The sequence below is a fragment of the Vibrio tapetis subsp. tapetis genome, from assembly GCF_900233005.1.
GTDB classification, from domain to species: domain Bacteria; phylum Pseudomonadota; class Gammaproteobacteria; order Enterobacterales; family Vibrionaceae; genus Vibrio; species Vibrio tapetis.
Map to the genome: position 1 here is coordinate 1,618,258 of NZ_LT960612.1, position 16,567 is coordinate 1,634,824.

18 protein-coding genes and 1 pseudogene are annotated in these 16,567 nt (G+C 41.7%); 7 read left to right on the forward strand and 12 right to left on the reverse strand.

What is annotated here, in order from left to right; translation table 11 throughout:
* Positions 1-116 precede the first annotated feature (116 nt).
* Together VTAP4600_RS24200 and VTAP4600_RS24205 are read left to right on the forward strand one after the other, a co-directional pair.
* Entirely contained in the window at positions 117-632 is a 516-nt protein-coding gene (locus VTAP4600_RS24200) for a nicotinate-nicotinamide nucleotide adenylyltransferase (RefSeq protein ID WP_102525245.1), read from the forward strand.
* A 134-nt stretch (positions 633-766) separates the two neighbouring features.
* The gene (locus VTAP4600_RS24205) at positions 767-1,153 is read left to right on the forward strand and encodes a hypothetical protein (RefSeq protein ID WP_102525246.1); all 387 of its coding nucleotides are present in this window, start codon (positions 767-769) and stop codon (positions 1,151-1,153) included.
* Here VTAP4600_RS24205 and VTAP4600_RS24210 read toward each other — a convergent pair.
* The gene (locus VTAP4600_RS24210) at positions 1,150-1,758 is read right to left on the reverse strand and encodes an AraC family transcriptional regulator (RefSeq protein ID WP_102525247.1); all 609 of its coding nucleotides are present in this window, start codon (positions 1,756-1,758) and stop codon (positions 1,150-1,152) included. The two genes, VTAP4600_RS24205 and VTAP4600_RS24210, sit on opposite strands and share 4 nt — an antisense overlap.
* 277 nt (positions 1,759-2,035) lie before the next feature.
* Between VTAP4600_RS24210 and VTAP4600_RS24215 the strand changes: the two genes are divergently transcribed.
* Positions 2,036-3,154 carry a 1-acyl-sn-glycerol-3-phosphate acyltransferase gene (locus VTAP4600_RS24215; protein ID WP_102525248.1) on the forward strand — a complete coding sequence of 373 codons (1,119 nt, stop codon included), beginning with the start codon at positions 2,036-2,038 and terminating at the stop codon, positions 3,152-3,154.
* 98 nt (positions 3,155-3,252) lie between these two features.
* On the opposite strand, the gene VTAP4600_RS24220 is transcribed toward VTAP4600_RS24215, so the two are convergent.
* A complete protein-coding gene (locus VTAP4600_RS24220) occupies positions 3,253-3,852 on the reverse strand; it encodes a leucine-rich repeat domain-containing protein (protein ID WP_415239707.1) in 600 nt (199 codons plus the stop codon).
* Positions 3,853-3,979: 127 nt separating this feature from the next.
* Between VTAP4600_RS24220 and VTAP4600_RS24225 the strand changes: the two genes are divergently transcribed.
* Positions 3,980-4,267: a DUF1496 domain-containing protein gene (locus tag VTAP4600_RS24225; protein WP_231897952.1), complete on the forward strand. Its 288-nt coding sequence runs from the start codon at positions 3,980-3,982 to the stop codon at positions 4,265-4,267.
* Positions 4,268-4,367: 100 nt separating this feature from the next.
* Here VTAP4600_RS24225 and VTAP4600_RS24230 read toward each other — a convergent pair whose 3' ends face one another.
* Positions 4,368-4,670, reverse strand: coding sequence for a YfcZ/YiiS family protein (locus tag VTAP4600_RS24230; protein ID WP_102525249.1), 303 nt, complete (start codon positions 4,668-4,670; stop codon positions 4,368-4,370).
* Positions 4,671-5,214: 544 nt separating this feature from the next.
* Between VTAP4600_RS24230 and VTAP4600_RS24235 the strand changes: the two genes are divergently transcribed.
* On the forward strand, positions 5,215-5,676 hold the full coding sequence (locus tag VTAP4600_RS24235; protein ID WP_102525250.1) for a TetR family transcriptional regulator: 462 nt from the start codon (positions 5,215-5,217) through the stop codon (positions 5,674-5,676).
* Between the two features lie 122 nt (positions 5,677-5,798).
* Here the strand turns inward: VTAP4600_RS24235 and yiaY are convergent, their stop codons facing one another.
* Positions 5,799-6,947 carry an L-threonine dehydrogenase gene (gene yiaY / locus VTAP4600_RS24240; RefSeq protein ID WP_102525251.1) on the reverse strand — a complete coding sequence of 383 codons (1,149 nt, stop codon included), beginning with the start codon at positions 6,945-6,947 and terminating at the stop codon, positions 5,799-5,801.
* A 415-nt stretch (positions 6,948-7,362) separates the two neighbouring features.
* Positions 7,363-8,268: a chemotaxis protein gene (locus VTAP4600_RS24245; protein WP_102525252.1), complete on the reverse strand. Its 906-nt coding sequence runs from the start codon at positions 8,266-8,268 to the stop codon at positions 7,363-7,365.
* A gap of 170 nt (positions 8,269-8,438) precedes the next feature.
* Between VTAP4600_RS24245 and ppiC the strand changes: the two genes are divergently transcribed.
* Positions 8,439-8,717, forward strand: a complete 279-nt coding sequence (ppiC, locus tag VTAP4600_RS24250) for a peptidylprolyl isomerase PpiC (RefSeq protein WP_102525253.1) — start codon at positions 8,439-8,441, stop codon at positions 8,715-8,717.
* Positions 8,718-8,803: 86 nt separating this feature from the next.
* Here ppiC and VTAP4600_RS24255 read toward each other — a convergent pair.
* The 7 genes and pseudogenes from VTAP4600_RS24255 to VTAP4600_RS24285 form a co-directional block, all read right to left on the reverse strand.
* Positions 8,804-9,910: pseudogene (locus VTAP4600_RS24255) on the reverse strand (DUF3541 domain-containing protein).
* A 123-nt stretch (positions 9,911-10,033) separates the two neighbouring features.
* The gene (locus VTAP4600_RS24260; RefSeq protein WP_102525254.1) at positions 10,034-10,570 is read right to left on the reverse strand and encodes a hypothetical protein; all 537 of its coding nucleotides are present in this window, start codon (positions 10,568-10,570) and stop codon (positions 10,034-10,036) included.
* A 137-nt stretch (positions 10,571-10,707) separates the two neighbouring features.
* Entirely contained in the window at positions 10,708-11,241 is a 534-nt protein-coding gene (locus VTAP4600_RS24265; RefSeq protein ID WP_102525255.1) for a YaeQ family protein, read from the reverse strand.
* A gap of 108 nt (positions 11,242-11,349) precedes the next feature.
* A complete protein-coding gene (locus VTAP4600_RS24270; RefSeq protein WP_102525256.1) occupies positions 11,350-12,273 on the reverse strand; it encodes a sensor histidine kinase in 924 nt (307 codons plus the stop codon).
* Between the two features lie 9 nt (positions 12,274-12,282).
* A complete protein-coding gene (locus VTAP4600_RS24275) occupies positions 12,283-13,578 on the reverse strand; it encodes a response regulator (RefSeq protein ID WP_102525257.1) in 1,296 nt (431 codons plus the stop codon).
* A gap of 53 nt (positions 13,579-13,631) precedes the next feature.
* Positions 13,632-15,263 (reverse strand): sensor histidine kinase, encoded by a 1,632-nt coding sequence (locus VTAP4600_RS24280; protein ID WP_102525258.1) that lies wholly within the window; start codon positions 15,261-15,263, stop codon positions 13,632-13,634.
* An 8-nt stretch (positions 15,264-15,271) separates the two neighbouring features.
* Positions 15,272-16,090, reverse strand: a complete 819-nt coding sequence (locus VTAP4600_RS24285; RefSeq protein ID WP_102525259.1) for a phosphate/phosphite/phosphonate ABC transporter substrate-binding protein — start codon at positions 16,088-16,090, stop codon at positions 15,272-15,274.
* A gap of 216 nt (positions 16,091-16,306) precedes the next feature.
* On the opposite strand from VTAP4600_RS24285, the gene VTAP4600_RS26105 reads away from it, so the two are divergent.
* Positions 16,307-16,507: a hypothetical protein gene (locus VTAP4600_RS26105; protein WP_102525260.1), complete on the forward strand. Its 201-nt coding sequence runs from the start codon at positions 16,307-16,309 to the stop codon at positions 16,505-16,507.
* Positions 16,508-16,567 lie beyond the last annotated feature (60 nt).

Here is a 16,567-nt window from a genome sequence, read left to right on the forward strand (position 1 = left end):
CAGCAATTTGAAAACTGGTTTATCATACCTTAATCAATTGATTATTAAATACTGAAATCCTAGCTTGCGCCGTCTTTACAGGGCTTGAGAGGAGCAGTTGAAGGTTTATTGCTCGAATGAGAAAAATTGCGATCTTTGGAAGTGCTTTTAACCCGCCATCACTGGGGCATAAAAGTGTTATTGAATCACTGACTCACTTTGATGAAGTGTTGCTTTTACCCAGTGTTGCACATGCTTGGGGAAAGCAGATGTTAGCTTATGAATTACGTTGCCAAATGGTCGACTTGTTTATACAAGATCTAAAACTTCCTAACGTGAGGCGCTCGACGGTTGAAGAATCACTGTTAGAGCCAGGGAAGAGTGTGACAACCTATGCGGTACTCGAGGAACTTCAGTGTCAATACCCAAAGGATGAACTAACCTTTGTTATCGGTCCCGACAATTTCTTTAAATTTGCTGATTTCTATCGTGCGGAAGAGATTCTGTCTCGTTGGTCTGTGACGGTTTGCCCAGAAAAAATAATGGTTCGTAGTACAATGATTCGTGATAAGTTGAAGGCTGGACAATCAATTTCTGAGTTGACTACACCTTCTGTGAATTATTATTTGTCGACTCATTCCTCTGGTCAATAGCTTGGTGCTGTTGATTCAACGTTGTTTTTATAGGTCTCATTATTAAGCTACAGATTCTTATACCATTAGCCGCCCTGTGTGCCAGTACCTTAGCGGTACAGGCATGGGCGTATTGTGAAAATAGCACTTCTTTAATGCTGGCTGATAAAGATGACCGATCATGCTCATTTGTCTATAAGCGAACCGATGGTGTGGCCGGCAATTTCTTCGCTATCAGCGAGTTCGGACAAAAAACAAAGAAAACAGATTATTGGTCGGAATGGATATTAAACAGTGAAAGCGAACCTATTTTTACGTCGAAGTTAGACAAAAACCATTTTGGGTTTGGTGTTTGGACCCCAGAAGAATATGCCGACAGGTTTGATGATCTTAGTTATTATGAACAACTTAAAGCACAAGGATTTTTACTTAGCTTAGGGTTGGGGGAGCAAGATGGCGATGAGCCAAGAATGCGTATCGACTATCGTTGGCATAATAAAGCTGAAGGAGATGTTTATCTTCAAGTAGAAGTGCCTTTTTAAAGGCACTCACCCATAACTAATCCTGAAAGCTGCTCAAACTCTTCTTCACAGCCACCAAAGTACTCTTTGATAACGTCGTCGCGTTTCACACCCGACTGCATTCTCTTTTTCGCTTCACGCAAACTCAGCATCAGTAACAACTCTTTACTCAAATCGGAATCATGATCTGCAGACCATTGACTGATTTTTTGGCTAAGCGGTGACATATCCAAAAGAGGGCGTAATGTTCGAACTTCGTCACGTATGACGCTCATCAAATTGTTTCGATGATCCTCGCTAACATTACTCGTCAGAAGTTTTGAAAGAATAGCTTGAGAAACGGGAGGCAGATTAACGAATCCAGCTTGGCTTGGGAATTTGTCTTGTAAGCGTATCGAAAAATCAATTTGTGATACTTCGCACCCAGGCAAATAGCTAATGGATGTTAAACAGTCAAAAGGTAGCCAAATCGCAGCACCGGCTTCTAAGGCGTATTCGTTTTTACCTAATTTAACCAATACCAATCCAGATTCAACTTGGATAAGGGTAAATTTGGTTTTTTTTCTACGTGGCGTGCTGACTAAAAACGAATAGACGGTATGTTGATGTTCAACTGCATAATTCATGGTGATTTCTCAATTTTTTTGGCGTCCTTAGAGTAGCTTTTTCACCGTTAAAAGCCAATTGTTGCAAACAGAAATGTCGTGATTATTTGAGTACTAATAGTGCCTCGCGGTTATCATAATTGATATTTGTATGTAATTTGGACGCCTGAGTTCGTGTTATAGTTAAACTTTCGCTTATTAATCTGGTCTGACCTGAACTTAAGCTGTGATTCTCTAGCTGATTAACTCGGTAACTATGAGTAGAATAAGCCCGATTTTGTATTGATATTATAATTAGATGACTGACATAAACGATCCGTACCACGACATCCGTCCATACAACGACGAAGAAATTCCTGCAGCGATTGAACGCTTGATTAACGATGAAGAATTCATCAACGCAATTCTACAGCATCGCTTCAGTAATCATGCCTCTTGGTTTAAGACTTTGATGAGTCCTATTCTTAAAGTTTACCTTAAACTTAAGTGGGCAAAATTCACTTCGGTAGAAGCGATACAGATTGAAGTAGGAAAGTACCTACGTAAGTCATTAAAGGAAACCACAAAAGGCGTTACGTTTTCCGGTTTAGACAAGTTAGATAAAAACTGTTCCTATTTGTTTATGTCTAATCATCGCGATATCGCCATGGATCCGGCTCTGGTTAATTTTGGTCTCCATAATGAAGGACACAGAACAAGTCACATCGCGATTGGCGATAACTTGCTAAAGAAGCCTTGTACAACAGAGCTAATGCGAATCAACAAGAGCTTTATCGTTAAGCGAAGTGCAAAAGCACCACGCGAAATGATGAAAGCGCTCAGCCAGCTTTCTTCCTATATTAAGCATTCGCTATCAACGGGGAATTCAATTTGGATTGCTCAGAAAGAAGGCAGAGCTAAAGATGGTAACGATCAAACCGACCCAGCAATCTTGAAAATGCTTCATGTTGAAGGGCGCAAGCAAAAAATGCCGTTTGCTGATTACATTAAAACCTTAAAGATCGTACCCGTCGCTATTTCTTATGAGAATGACCCGTGTGATCTTGCTAAAGCAAAAGAGCTGTTTGAAAAGTCTGAATCTGGCAGTTACGAGAAAGGCGAATTCGAAGATATTGAAAGCATTATTCAAGGTATGATTGGCTTTAAGGGCCGGGTGCACATTAGTTTTGGTGACGTCATTGACGGCGATATCGAAACACCTGACGAACTGGCAAAAGAGATCGACAATCAAATACACAATATCTATAAGCTGTTCCCAATAAATTATTGTGCAGCGCAAGTAGACTGTGAAGAATGCACTCAAGAAGCTAAAAATACGCTAGATGAAAAATTGGCTCAACTACCAAAAGGTGCGCACGATTACTTAACGGGTATGTACGCTTACCCGGTGCAAAACCGACATAGTCTGAGTGATTAGTGTTACGCTGTTTGATTAAAAAAAGGAACCTAAATGGTTCCTTTTTTATTACTCTTCATAAGACTATCGGGGATCGTAACAGACGAAATACCATCGATTTAACGAGCAACCGCCCCGCCAAGGTTAAGATCGTCTGGCCATTTTGAAATCCTTGTCCCCCCTAGATAGAGGTTTCCGTCAATCTGGAGGCGCTCCGGTAGCTCGGTTATTGTGGTGCCGCCGATGTAAAGGTCTCCCTTAATGGTCAGCGGGGAAGGGAGCTCTGTAATCTTGGTACGTACGATACTCAAGTCACCCTCAACGGTCAGGCCTGCAGGCAGTGCTTCGATTGGTGTATCGGTTAAATTTATGTAACCTCCAACCTTAACGCCTTTTGACCATGACTTCATTTTTGAACCGAGTAAATTAGCATAACCTTTAATGGTCGTACCTTTAGCGATGGAAGTTAGTTCACTGTTGGAAGCGTCTAAACTCCCTTGAATATCTAAACCTTTGGGCAGTTTTTTAATCGGTGTTTTTGCAATATTGAGGTTGCCCTTCACGGTAAAATTCTCTGGGAGTGACGTATAATGAGTATTACGAAGGTGGAGGTTACCGTAGGAATCAATGTGATTAAGTACTTTGTATTGATCTAGCGGCGTTGCTCCGATTGTAAAGGCCACGGAAAAAGCGCCTAGAGCGATAGCGTGTTTTATGATGCTTACAGAGGGTAGAATCGTTGAAGCCCATCGTTTAATCATTGTGAATTCTCATGTTTATCTTTCGAGAGTATATAACAGAATTAGTTGCTTGGGCGGGTATTCGTTCCCAAGAAAGGAGTAAAGTTTGAAGAGCTATCTTGTGGGGTTGTTGCTTATTGTTGTTCCAATTTCCAGCGCGTGGAGTGAGGGAAAAAGCTATGGGACATCGAAAACAATAGTGACACCAAAGAACAGTGTTATTGTCACAGATGGTAAAGCAGGGGCGCGGATTTGTTATTACGACGATCGTGCGTATTCAATTGGGGCGGTAATACAGGTAGGGAAGGTATACTTGATATGCCAACGTCAAAATGACTATGAGCTAAACGGACAATTAGCATGGGTGCTACTTAACCCCAATAAGCCCCAATAGTTTAACCCGAAAAACCTCGCTCTATCGTTGTTGCTCTTGCCTCAACGGCGTATTAAAAAGACAGCCGTTAGCTGTCTTTTTGGGTAGCAGAATGAACAGATTAACGCCCTAACGTGCGGGTTTTTAGTTCAAAAATTAGCTTTTCAGCACTGCAAGTAAATTTGAAGCGAGCAGTGAGAAGCGTCGCATCTTCACTCATAGGTTGAACATCATATTCAACGTCACTTGTCACTTGCTTTGCAAGTTCAAGGTATTTCGAAAACTCGGCTTCTAGAGATGCTTTGTCGGCTGCATTAATTTCAAGTAGCGCAACTTCATCGCCCTCTTGAATGATAAAACCGATCTCGCCAGCGCATCCACAAGCTTCGCATACTTCTTGATTGTCTTTTACTTCTGTAACCATTCGCAAACCCCTTATTAAGTTGAGGACATTTTACCGATAGATGATGCGCTTAGCTAGAATAAAGTGAACAAGTTCACACTTTTATTTTGTCTGTATCGGAATGGTCAAAATCACATCAAGAAGTAAAATTCTATTTCAAGCTCACTGATTGTTTGTCGCTATTGATGTGATCATCATCACGTAATATCAAAAGGGATGAGATATTGAACATTAAGACGATTCAACACCTTGTGCGCAGATGTATTTTATAAGAAGATTCCTCAATTCGAAAGTATTCACCAGATTTATAGGCAATAAGCAGCACATCAAGATGCTGGCCATACTTATGGGCTAAAGTGCTTTCGATATTTTAAGCCGATTTAATTTTAGTTTTCGTGGTATTGAGTCTGTAACCAAGCGTTTATGTAGCTCACCATGCTAACTTTTCTCATTGTATTGAGATTTTATTATTTTCGAACATAATAGTAATAATTATGATCAACGCCCAACTAATAGTAGTGAACTATGTTGGATGTTGAAGTATGAACAGAGAAGAGCCCCAAATATGCCAAAGCGTAGTAAAGAAGATACTGAAATTACTGTACAGACAATAATGGATGCCGTCGTCGAACAGTTAATCACTCTTGGTTATGACAAAATGTCGTATACGACACTCAGCCAACAGACAGGCATTTCTCGTACAGGGATCAGCCATCATTTTCCGAAAAAGACTGACTTCACAGCAGCGCTTGATGGTCGTATTTATAAGATGTTTGTCGAGCACTTAACCCTAAATACTGATTTGGATAGCTTCAAAAACAGTTGGTTAGCGGCACTTCACAATAGAGAGTTCTTGGCAATTTTACGCTTGCTATTCCACCATACGGTTGTGTCTGAAAGCACACATCCTTTTGCTAAAGCGGGTATTGAAAGAATATATAGCTTGATTGAAGAAAAATTTGGTGAGCATTCACGAAACGATCTAGACGCGCTTCTTGGACGTAGCTTGGTTCACATGGCGTTCTAACAGCCGTTAGATCTTTCTACATCTATACTCATAAATTTAAAAACGGGCTCAGTAACGATTACTGAGCCCGTTTTGTTTGTACCTTGACTGCCGAATAGTGGAATGATTCAGCTAGTGACTGGTTACATCGCAGCGACGAAAATCTCTGAAATTTCTTCGTGAGTCGCTTGTTTTGGGTTTGTAAAGCCACAGGCATCTTTCAATGCGTTGTCTGCTAATACGGAAATATCTTCCAGCTTGGCGCCCAGATCTTTAAGGCCAGCAGGAATACCCACATCTTTTGATAGTACGCCAATTGCATCGAGTGCTGCTTGAGCACCTTGTTGTGGGCTCAGACCATCAACGTTTACACCCATTGCTTTTGCTACATCCGTTAACCTTTCAGGGCAAACTTGTGCGTTATAACGTTGTACGTGTGGGAGTAGAATCGCATTACAGACCCCATGTGGTAAGTCGTAAAATCCGCCCAGTTGGTGAGCCATTGCATGTACATAACCTAATGAAGCATTGTTAAACGCCATGCCAGCCATAAATTGCGCGTAAGCCATTTGTTCACGAGCTTCAAGATCAGAACCATTTGATACGGCGGTACGAAGGTGAGCTTGGATCAACTCGATGGCTTTAATCGCCACAGCATCTGTTACTGGCGTAGCTGCAACGGAAACGTATGCCTCAATAGCGTGAGTTAATGCGTCCATGCCTGTTGCCGCGGTTAAAGAAGCTGGCTTAGCGAGCATTAATTCAGGATCGTTTACAGAAACTAGTGGCGTTGTGTGCTTATCAACAATCGCCATTTTGATATGACGTTCTTCATCGGTGATGATGCAAAAACGTGTCATTTCAGAAGCCGTACCCGCAGTGGTATTGATTGCAATTAGCGGTAATTGAGGTTTCGCAGATTGGTCGACACCTTCGTAATCACCAATTTCTCCACCATTCGCTGCTAGTAATGCAATGCCCTTGGCGCAATCATGAGGAGAACCTCCACCAAGAGAGATAACGAAATCGCATTGATTTTCTTGCAGGAGCGCTAGACCACTTTTTACGTTTCCGATAGTTGGGTTAGGTTGTGTTCCGTCAAATACAACAGCGTTAACGCCGCGTTCAATTAATAAATTCTCAACCTGCTTAACCACACCGATTTGATTAAGCACCTTATCTGTTACGATCAAACCGTTTTTAAAGCCTTGTGCCTTAATATTGTCCATTGCCGTTGTAAGACAGCCTGCACCCATTAAATTTACGGTAGGGATGTAAAATGCACTTGTCATTGTATTGCTCCAAATATTATAGATTTTATGAATTAAAACTTTAATGTCTGGTTATAAAATTGGACATAACGCATCTATGCTTAGTTGATCTGGCGCAATTAGTTTGGCTATCTGTAGCACGGTAACGGTTAATTGAGAAGGCAATCGAAAAACCACGCAAAATAGGTTCGATGAAAGTGGAGTGAAAGGATAATAAATCGTTAAAAACTGGTGATAATATCTTTATTATCAATAGTATATATTTTTGTTAATTCAGGCTAGGCCAGTAAGAACACCAAAAACTCAGGAAATACAGACAAAAAAATCAGCACGGGAGTGCTGATTATTGAGGGGGTATTTACGCTTAGTGGCGGCTACCTAGTCGCGGCTACTCGGTTGCTACTGATGACTGAGCACGACTGAGTAATTTCGTAAGCTAGAGTGCGTCACTGCTCTCTTCTAGCTTTTTCGCGCCTCGTAACATCGCATTGACTAATTCAGTCGCATCAAACTTGGTAAGTGCTTCGTGGGCACCCACCTGGTGCGCTTGATCAACACAGATTTCGCTCGATAATGACGTATGCAAAATCCGATAAGAACGGTTAAGCGCGTTGTCATTTTGAACTTCAAATGCTAATTCATAACCGTCTAATCCGGGCATCTCTATATCACTGACTAGAATATTGACAGGGTTATGTTCACTGGCATCATTTTTCATTAACGCTAGTGCGTCCATACCATTTTTACAAACTTGGTAAGGAATGTTGATACTATCTAAAGCGTCGGACAACTGCTTCCGCGCCAAACTGGAATCGTCTACCAGTAAAATACTCAGCGGTTTTAGCCGTTCACGTTCAACGTCCGTGAGAATTGGAATGCGTTCTGAGTCATGATCGGGGTAGATTTTAGAAAGCAGTAATTCTACGTCTAGCATTTGAACAATGCGGTCTTTATGACGCGTAATACCCGTAACAAACACGTTGTCGCCTGCAGTATCTGGAGTTGGTTCTATGTTTCGCCAGTCGCACTCAATGATCTTTTCAATTTCACGAACCATAAAAGCAACCACGGTTCGTAAGCAATCAGTCACAATAAGGTAGCAATCCTTATATTCTTCAGGGGAGATCGGCCTAAAGCCAATAGCTGCCGCCATATCAATAACGGGAACAGTGATCTCCCGGATTGGAACAGTACCAATTACATGAGGATGAGAGTAGGGGATTTGAGTCGTTTGCGCATACGGAACAATTTCACGTACTTTTAATGTACCAATTGCGAAGCTATGTTGAATGGTCAACTTGAACATCAACATACCTTGAGACTGATTAGCCTTACTTTTCATATCTGATTCCAAGAGTAGGTTCTTTATTAGTGTATAATCTAACACTAGGTTTGGGGTTAACTTATATCAAATTTTTGACTGAACATCCTTTATTAATTGGCGCATAACAGATGATTTTGTGCATCGTTTTAGTTAGAATTCGCCGATAGAGACTTAGTGAGAGACGTATCATGGCAAGAACCGCAGCAGCAGTGCACATTTTAGTGAAGCATAAAGAGCAAGCAGAAGACATTATCAAGCAGCTCAAAAAGGGTGCAAAATTTCAAGTTTTAGCGAAAAAGCACTCTACTTGCCCTTCAGGCAAGAAAGGCGGTGACTTAGGTGAATTCAAAAAAGGCCAGATGGTGCCACAGTTTGATAAAGCCGTGTTTTCTGGCGAGATTTTAACGCCACAGTTAGTCAAAACAAAGTTTGGCTGGCATGTGCTTAAAGTGTTGTACAGAACCTAATAAGATTGAAAACTTAGATAAAAAAGCGGCTTTGATTTTCCAAGGCCGCTTTTTTTGTTTGAGACTAAGATTAAAGAGAATTCGAGTTATTTTTTTATTAGCCCGTAAGGAACGTTAGTCACAATCTTAGGGTTATTGGTTACATTCGGCACGGCGTGTGCTCCTTGCCAGTCTAACAACATAATGGCCAGTACATTCCTGTGTTCGCCGTACGTTAGATCTAAGTCCCCGGTAACGGAAGGGATCAAACCGTGGTCTACGTTTATAGACGCTTGAATGTGCTTTCTTGTTTTTTCAACGACCGGATCGTTGTCTAATCCTGCCAACAAAAATGCAATACCTACTTCGGCAATCACATCTTCTTTTGCTCGGTTGAGGATGACATCGATATTTTCTCTTAGATAATCATAAAGCCATTGGTATTTTTGCTCATCAATTTGGCGCTGATAGTAGCCTGAATCTGCGAAGATTATATGCGTTAGGCCGTATATTTTATTGCCAAATTGTTGTTTGGTCAGCGTGGCATCGAGATCATCCGGATACGTTTCTCTGAATGCATCGATGAAAGGTTAAACAACGTCTTGTTCACCTAGCTGTTGCAACCAAAATACTTGATTTGCCAGTTGGGCGGCCCACGCTTTGATCATTTCCTGATTAGTGACATAAGGAAGAAAGTCGTGCCTACGTAGAATGGATCTCAGCTTTTCGTCTTGCTGATGCTTAAGCCCATATTCATTAGCACGAGCCATTGACCCAAGAAGTGAGACACCCAAAAAAACGTACTCGGGCATTTTGATGGTGGCGTTGAATCGGCGTAGGCTGCGTTCATCGGTCTCGTCTAGGTAGCCTGAGAGGCGGTTAATCGAATAGGCGTGAATTTGCTCGTCAGTATAAGTTTGACCAGAAATCTTATTGAGGTTGTCAGCAACGCGCGCAATATCAGACCAGATAGCAGATTTGTATTTTGGGTCTAATGTTTGTCTGTACATTCTCAAGCCATAGTGGCCTTCTTTAAACGCGGGTAACGTATACAGTTGTGTTTCGTAGGTGTGTTTAATGATGGTTGCTGAGTCAGAATAACTCAATTTTTGATTGCTAACGGCAGGCGGTGCGGTGCTATCTTGCGCATAGGCAGGAAGACACAAAGAAAGTACTAATGCACTGCAAACGCATCGGGCCATAATAGGGAGCATATTTACCTACGAACAAGAAAGATTTTAGTAATAGTACGGCAGTAAAAATTCATAACCGTCATAGTAATGTCAGGCTTGATGACTTAATCATAAAGGCAATAGGGAGGGACTATTAGGTGAGTTTTAACCCAGCCAAGCTTTAAGCCTGTCAAAAATATTAGGCCTTTTATCAGGAATAGGGCTGGCGTTCTGGCCAACGTAAAAGGCCTGCATGATACCTGAACGTAGAATATCAGGGTCTGCACCTAGTACGTTGTTGACGAGCTTAGCCGAGTTCAACGCATGGTCGTTTGCCAAACTAAAGTCCATTTTTAAGTACCCTTGAACAAGCACCCAAAGTTTGGTGAGCATCAGCAGTTCGACTGTTGCGGTATTTTTAAATTTGTCAGCATGCTCTTCACCGACGCCTTCATTAATTGCTTGCTGCATTTTTATTAGAGAATGCAGATGGTGTTCCAGTTGAGAAGACTGTTGAATGTGCGCTTGGGTTAACGTCCCAAGTAGCATGTGAAAGCTTGGCTTGTCTTGATTGTGCTCACAGGCGTTATTAAATGTCGCTTGATAGCGATCGCACAGTTCTTGGTAAATGGTCTGATCCTGTGGATTTAGCTTTAATTCGCTTAAACCAGCCTGATCAAAGTAATCACTCAAAGAGGTCAAAATAAATCCTTGTTTGACGTAGATATCGTGGATGCATAGTTGAACTATTATTGAAGCAAAGATAGTTCATGGCAGCAAAGATAGTTCATGGCAGGAAATTTTGCCATGAACTTAATTTTATATCTGGCTCAATCTCTCTATTCTTGAAGTGTTTCCCAGTTAACTTCGCAGTCGCCATTATCTGCTGTAATGTAGGCCGAATTGCCGGTGATCATGACAGACATATCCATGGTACGCGTTAATAGTTGAGACATCGCATCAATACCACTCCAATCAAAGCGAGTTACAGAGGCCTTTAACAAGCCAAACTTACCTTTATTTTGGTTCCACCACACATCAGACTTTGTATTAAAACTGTAAACATGAACCTGTTTGGCGAGTCGAGTTGCTTTCTTAACACGTTCAGTATCGGGTTCTCCGACGTCTATCCATAGTTGAATTTGGTCATCTAAAGATTTTAACCAAACAGCAGGCTCTTCGATGTTCGATAGCCCCTTAGAGAATTGCAGATCTTCATGAGCGTTGATACAGAATGCTAATACGCGGGCCATCATTCGCTGCTCATTCTCTGAAGGATGCTGGGCGATGGTAAGGCTAAGGGAGTCGTAATAGTCGCGGTTCATATCAGTCAATGTGATACGAAACTTGTAAATGGTAGGTTTAAGAGCCACTTTATTTGTCTGCTTAGATGAGAGTGGGCCTATTGTACGACAGTTCTCAATGAATAGGGAAAATGTCGGTTAAGTTATTTTTTGGTATTTATCCAAATTATCAATATTTTACTCAGCATTCAAAGGTCGATTGTATTGAAGGCGTAACAGAAATTCTGTGTTTTTCTGGTTATTAATATTCAACGCCAAGGTCCCATTGTGTCGTTGTACGATGTCATTCGATATCGCGAGCCCCAATCCGGTTCCTTGAGCGTTTGTCTTTGTTGTAAAGAAAGGATCGAAAATCTTATCTTGTATATCTTCAGTGATGCCCATTCCATCATCGCTTACTGAGACTTCGATGTATTGCGTACCGTTGTGGGTGATTTTATGGCTTTGTACCCAAATGTTGTGGTCATTATTCGTGTTTTCTTTGTTGGCTTGCTTAGCATTGAGTAACAAATTGACCAGTACCTGTTGAATCTGGCCAAAATGAAACGGAACCAATGGTAAGGATGAATCTAGGTCTTGGTGCATCGAGATTGTGTATTTTAGTTCGTTTTTAACGGCATTAAGTGCGCTCGTAATACACTGATTAATGTCTGAAAGTGGTACGTCATCATAACTAGAGGTCGATAGGGTCTTTAGGCTATTATTAATGTCCGCGACTTGTTTTAGGCCTTGATTTGTTTCAACTAACAACTCTTTCAACTCTTGTGTGGCGTTATTCTCATCCATTCGTTGGTGTTGGATAAGATACTCATCGCTTACCGCGTTGTAGGCAATGATTTGCCAAGCAAGAGTATCGAATTGAATTAATTCATTAACGTGATTTTCAATCAATTGGAGGTTGGCCGTCGAGACACTAAGTGGGTTGGTAAGTTCGTGGTGAACTCCAGCGGCGAGGTAACCAATAGAGGCGAGTTTTTCACTGTGGTACAGTTTAGCCTCAAGCTCGTGCAACCTTTCTTCTAGTTGGCTTACCTTTGATTCTTGCTCTATAAATGCCTTTTTATAGTCGAAATCGTCAGCGTTTGCCGTTGGGTTATTCATATTGTACTCCTAAATAAAGTAGGCTAACGCGGTACGATGTTCGGATTCGTATTCTCTTAAACGATCAAGTGTTGACTGATTGATCTCGCTACCTTGGGTTAACATGGTTGTGCCGTTTGGTAATACCACGTCACGCTTGATGATGACACCAACGGCCAAATCAGACACACTCACGCAATACACAATGTTATGGATATCATCTTGAGGCCTCTCTTTGAGGACTTTCTTAAACTGAGCCAGGACACTTCGGTCGTAGATGGTGCCACAGTGCGTTTCAAGATAATTCATGGCAGCAGCAGGGGATTTAGTTTGCGATTTATTACTGTTGGTCACCATGAAATCGTAGTCTTTGACCACGCGAATAATGCGAGAAGCGATAGGAATGTCATCGCCCTTTATATGATCAGGGTAGCCTGTGCCATCAAGGTTTTCGTCTTGAAACTTAACGAGGTTTGCAAGGGCGCTAAAGCGAGACATATTGGAGATTATCTCGTGGGCTATAAGAGGGTTATTGGTTGGCGCAATATGAGATTGCGCGAAGTTTTGACTGCTTGTTGCACTCGGGTCTTCACCAATTAGCCCCAATTTGTGCATTATTCCGCTCATATAAGTCTGCTTGACGTCTGCATCACTCATATTCAATAGAATCGCGACTTGTTTACATTGATAAGCGATACGTTCTAAGTCATCGGCATCTATATCTGTACGGTACTCAATAAGAGTCGTGATGAGAGACAATATATCGCGAAATAATGCAGAGCGACTGCTGTGAGTTGCTCTAAGCTTTGTAAATGAAGCTCTTAGTGCTTCAGTACGTGTGACGACTTTCTCTTCTAGAGTGGCGTTGGCAAGTTCAAGTTCTTGGTTTTTCTGCTCGATTTCGGCCTTAAGCCTTTTCTTTTCTGATTGCAATGTAAATAAAGAGGCCGATTGCAATAACGAAAACCTCAAATTGTTGTTGTCCCACGGCTTGGTGAGGTAACTGTTCACTCCACCATCGTTTATTGCTCTGGTTGTCGCTTCGACATCTGAGTAGCCGGTAAGCAGTACGCGAATGGCATTGGGTTGAGTTTTACGAGACTGTGCAAAAAATTCTGCGCCATCCATTTTAGGCATTCGCATGTCAGAAAGAATGATGTCTACATCGTGCTCGGCTAAGAACTCTAGTGCCTCCAATGGGTAAACAAAAGCGGATATATCAAAATCTTTTCTCAATACGCGCGTAAGCGCTTTTACGATATCTGGCTCATCGTCCAAAATCAGTAATTTGGGTTTATCTATAAAATTATTTAGCGAAACGTCCATTGCTTCTCCTAAAACCGTAATTGCAATACCTATACATACTCGCCGTACTGATCTTAACTTTCAGACCGGAATGCCAATTCCAAATCTGTTTCTGCCGGAATAGAAAACGTCACCGTTGTGCCAATGTCTTCCGTACTTTCTATCTTAATCTCACCGTTATGGTTTTCTACGATATTTCTAGCAGATGTAAGACCTAACCCCGAACCATCACCGAATGTTCGGGTTGTGTAGAATGGGTCGAATACTCTCGATAGTTCTGCACTATTCATGCCACACCCTGTATCTTTTATCTCCAAAGACACAACGTTTTTAGATTGGCTAGTGGTGATCTCGATTTTTGAATTGGGTTTGTCTTTAGTTGCAAGATAAGAGTTTTTTATAATATATACAATGGCTTGTTGCAACTCTGTAGGGTTCGCGGTGAGGGCTGGAACCGTGCCAAAAGTGATGTTCAAATTGAGGTCTGCATTCAGTGTTAACTCGCTTTCCTTAACCGCTAATGCCACGAGTTCATTAACATTAACGTCATGGGACATCGTTGAATTCTCAAAGTGAGAATAATTTTTTAATCCTGCAACTATCGATTTGATTCTTGTTGCATTTTGCTGTGATTCTTCCAAACATTCTACAAAATCTTGTTGGAGGTAAGTGAAATCTTCGTTGTTTAGAAGTGGGACTATATCTTGGACTTCCGTTGTTGGCTGAGCGAGTTTAAGTTTTATCTCTGATGTCAGGTTTTGATAGTCAGCGAGATATTGAGTTGCGGATTGAAGGTTACTGTTAATCGTCGCTAACGGGCTGTTAATTTCATGAGCATAACCAGAGGCCAGCGTGCCAATAGCGGCAAGCTTCTCCGACTGTATTAACTTTGCTTGAGCGTCTTTGAGTTGAATGTTCACCTGCTCCAAGTGGACATTTTTCGCTCGTAATTCGTGCGTTCTCTCTTTAACTTTACTTTCCAGTGAGGCATTCATTAATTCCAGTTGTTTCTGATAGCTAATAGAAGCTCGTTCGGATTTGCTCAGTTTGGTCACCATGTTATTGAATGCCTTGGCTACATTCGCAACTTCATCATGACCATGTTCAGCTAAACTAATGTCCCTGCGCCCGCTGGCTATTTGTTGTGTCGCTTTTTCAAGGTGGGTTAACCTACGGGTTAAATAGGCCCCTAACACGTAAGAGAAAAGGGCAACGAGAGCCATTTCACCGGCGACGATTAGGCTACTCCATTTTTTTGCCTGATTGATCTGTCTGTTCAGTGATGACATATCAAAACCAATTTGAACAAGGCCATACCGAATACCAGACTCTTGAATGGTATAGGACACATCGTAGATACCATCGGTAACAAATTCGGCACTTTGTTCTGGCTTATGGTAGTTATTTACAAACTCATCAGGCCCTCGGGTTGAGAGAGGTCGGCCTTCATTGTCTATTACTCGTACGTAAACAATGTCTGCATTGGTCATTAATTCGGAAGTATAAGCTTCCAAAGAGGCAAAATCCCAAGATAGAACCGCGTCTTTAACCGTCGATCCAAAGAGTTTCGCGGTTGAATCTCCCCGTTTGGTTAACCCGTCAAAGTTGGTCGTTTCGAGATAACTTAAAGTCAGGGTTAACAGCAAGGCCAATAAAACGGCTTCGATTACGGCAATGCCTAAAATGGTTTTGAGTCTCAGTGACAATGTAACACCTATTCCTTAGATAGAAGTGGCTGTAGCAGTTTAATATTAAGTTGCCTCACGTCATCCCAGTCAGAGTCTTGAGCGGTGACTATGCCTTTAAAATTAATGGATTTAAGAAGCTTTTGGCCTTCAGGGTCGGTATTCATACCTAACATAGCTTGTTGAATGTCGTTGACGACTGCTTTGTCTAAATTGGGATTATAGGCGAATGCATGGGGGGTATACGCGGGGGTTTCCCACAAAACACGCAGTTGCTCTGTGACTTCAGGAGCAGCATTACCAAAAGTGCGGTAGACACCGCCTCCTGCGACGAAAAACCCTTTAGATACCCCAATGTAAACGGAGTCGTGGGACGAGACGTAGCTAGGAGTGACCTTTATACCGTCTTGTTCTAGCTTCGCCCTCGGCAGTACACTGGCCGCAAACGCCGCCGGTGAGGGAAACGCTAGAACTTTGGTGTTTAATTCAGACAAATCCTCAATGGGGCTGTCTTTAGGCACAACGATGATGCCTTTTATTTTCTTGTCTTTTTGTTTCGCGAAGGCGCTATATCCAGGTTTTTGGTTAAAAACAGTGAAATGATAGGGGTTCATATAGGCCATGTCATATTGGCCTTCTAGCAACCTAAGCTCAAAACTTGGGATGTCCTTGGCCGTGGAAAATGTGATTTGATGACCGGTCTTATCGTTCAGGTATTGGAATATTGGCCCCCATTTAGAAGCCAGCTTTTTTGCCGATTGCTGTGGAACGATTCCAAAGCTGATGTCTTTTGCTGTTACATTGGTGGCCAATGTACTTAATAATACTACCGCTATTGTTCTTAACATGCCCAATCCTTTGCCGTGTTATTAACTCTTTAATATTTAAAGAATAGCGAATCGTTAGCATAATGCGAGTACGTACGGAAATTAATGCAATGACATGCGTAAAAATGGGTACTTGAGCGTTACTGACATCAGGAGAGTATCTTGGTAGACTCGCGTCTTGGTTTTTAGCAAAATTGACTGAATAACTGCTAATTTCGTAAAAAGGATTAATGAAACATGATTAAGTACATTATGATTGCTCTTGTTGGGCTCGGCGTTTATGTTGGCGTGACGTACAGTGATGATATTAAAGATGTGATCAACAGTGATCAGGTAGAGAATGCCCAAGAGCATATCGATACGTTAAAAGATGCGGCAAGTAACATGACTGAAGCTGCTGGTGACATTGCGGATAAAGTATCCGAAACGCTGAATTAATAACGTGTTTTTATTTCGTTTCGAACTGAATGGCTAGTGCGTTCAATACGACTCGGGAAG

Excerpts from the sequence above, each read along its gene's own strand:
- VTAP4600_RS24200 (WP_102525245.1), top strand. The coding sequence starts at position 117 with ATGAGAAAAATTGCGATCTTTGGAAGTGCTTTTAACCCGCCATCACTG.
- VTAP4600_RS24205 (WP_102525246.1), top strand. The coding sequence starts at position 767 with ATGCTGGCTGATAAAGATGACCGATCATGCTCATTTGTCTATAAGCGA.
- VTAP4600_RS24210 (WP_102525247.1), bottom strand. The coding sequence starts at position 1,758 with ATGAATTATGCAGTTGAACATCAACATACCGTCTATTCGTTTTTAGTC.
- VTAP4600_RS24215 (WP_102525248.1), top strand. The coding sequence starts at position 2,036 with ATGACTGACATAAACGATCCGTACCACGACATCCGTCCATACAACGAC.
- VTAP4600_RS24230 (WP_102525249.1), bottom strand. The coding sequence starts at position 4,670 with ATGGTTACAGAAGTAAAAGACAATCAAGAAGTATGCGAAGCTTGTGGA.
- VTAP4600_RS24235 (WP_102525250.1), top strand. The coding sequence starts at position 5,215 with ATGCCAAAGCGTAGTAAAGAAGATACTGAAATTACTGTACAGACAATA.
- yiaY (WP_102525251.1), bottom strand. The coding sequence starts at position 6,947 with ATGACAAGTGCATTTTACATCCCTACCGTAAATTTAATGGGTGCAGGC.
- VTAP4600_RS24245 (WP_102525252.1), bottom strand. The coding sequence starts at position 8,268 with ATGAAAAGTAAGGCTAATCAGTCTCAAGGTATGTTGATGTTCAAGTTG.
- ppiC (WP_102525253.1), top strand. The coding sequence starts at position 8,439 with ATGGCAAGAACCGCAGCAGCAGTGCACATTTTAGTGAAGCATAAAGAG.
- VTAP4600_RS24270 (WP_102525256.1), bottom strand. The coding sequence starts at position 12,273 with ATGAATAACCCAACGGCAAACGCTGACGATTTCGACTATAAAAAGGCA.
- VTAP4600_RS24275 (WP_102525257.1), bottom strand. The coding sequence starts at position 13,578 with ATGGACGTTTCGCTAAATAATTTTATAGATAAACCCAAATTACTGATT.
- VTAP4600_RS24285 (WP_102525259.1), bottom strand. The coding sequence starts at position 16,090 with ATGTTAAGAACAATAGCGGTAGTATTATTAAGTACATTGGCCACCAAT.
- VTAP4600_RS26105 (WP_102525260.1), top strand. The coding sequence starts at position 16,307 with ATGATTAAGTACATTATGATTGCTCTTGTTGGGCTCGGCGTTTATGTT.